Genomic DNA, 840 nt, shown 5'->3' with positions numbered 1-840 from the left:
GGACGTCTAACTCTTCGCTATTAGTTGTTTTCATATCAACTCTCCATTCTTAACTAAAGAAACCATAAGGAATTCCTAATATAATTACAAACGGTGCAATATACATAAATCCAAACATTATTTGGTCTAGAAAATGGTTTAAGCTCATTTGCTCGTAACCATCAGAAAAAGATAGTCCAGAAAGAACTAAGCTACCGCACAAGGTAGAAATCAAAAACGATATAACTTTTTTCATGATTCTATAATCTCCCTGGTTATTAATAAGTGTATTTTAACATTTAAAAGTAAAACAAGTGTAATTATGTTAAAATATAACTATATTTACTTTTTTGGGCGGTGAAATAGATGGATAATCGAAGCTTGGGATTAGTTCTAGTCGGTACAGGAACAGTCTTTTTGATTTTGACTTTAACATTACATATTACGGGATTACTATATGGTGTTATTTTAGGTAGCAGCATCGTATTAAATGTTTCAGGTGCAGGTATACTTATGAAGTTTATAGCTGATAAAAAGCTGGCTAATCTGTAGAGGCGTTATAAAGTAAGGTCTCTTTTTTATGAATTTTATGTTGGGATTTATTTTATGGGAATGTTTGGGGGTATCCTGCTTTGGAAATGAACTTTTTTTGGTTAGCGTTAGGATTGGCTGCCCTTGGTTATTTTATAGGCGACGGTTTAAAGAATTTCAGCAAACCTCAAAGAAAATCAAAATATCCTTATTTGATTAAAGAAAAAGATCTACACTATCACTTTCACTTAAGCAAAGGTGAAATTGAAGAACTGTTAACTAAATATCCCGGAGCTCCAAAGATAGAGCTGAAAGGGACTACCTATTATC

At 32.4% G+C, this 840-nt stretch carries 3 protein-coding genes; 2 read left to right on the top strand and 1 reads right to left on the bottom strand.

Going from position 1 to position 840, the window contains the following annotated elements; translation table 11 throughout:
- Positions 1 to 49: 49 nt before the first annotated feature.
- A complete protein-coding gene (locus AC1DRF_RS30285; protein ID WP_097823113.1) occupies positions 50 to 235 on the bottom strand; it encodes a hypothetical protein in 186 nt (61 codons plus the stop codon).
- Between the two features lie 110 nt (positions 236 to 345).
- Between AC1DRF_RS30285 and AC1DRF_RS30280 the strand changes: the two genes are divergently transcribed.
- Entirely contained in the window at positions 346 to 531 is a 186-nt protein-coding gene (locus tag AC1DRF_RS30280) for a hypothetical protein (RefSeq protein ID WP_025749995.1), read from the top strand.
- Positions 532 to 611: 80 nt separating this feature from the next.
- Positions 612 to 840: DNA-binding protein (locus AC1DRF_RS30275; RefSeq protein ID WP_477742607.1), on the top strand; the 229-nt coding region annotated here is incomplete at its 3' end.

The sequence above is a fragment of the Priestia sp. P5_B4 genome, assembly GCF_056400385.1.
This window is presented reverse-complemented; position numbering and strand designations above follow the sequence as displayed.

Bases quoted from the DNA above. Each gene is read 5' to 3' on its own strand.
- AC1DRF_RS30285 (WP_097823113.1), bottom strand. From the start codon at position 235: ATGAAAAAAGTTATATCGTTTTTGATTTCTACCTTGTGCGGTAGCTTA.
- AC1DRF_RS30280 (WP_025749995.1), top strand. From the start codon at position 346: ATGGATAATCGAAGCTTGGGATTAGTTCTAGTCGGTACAGGAACAGTC.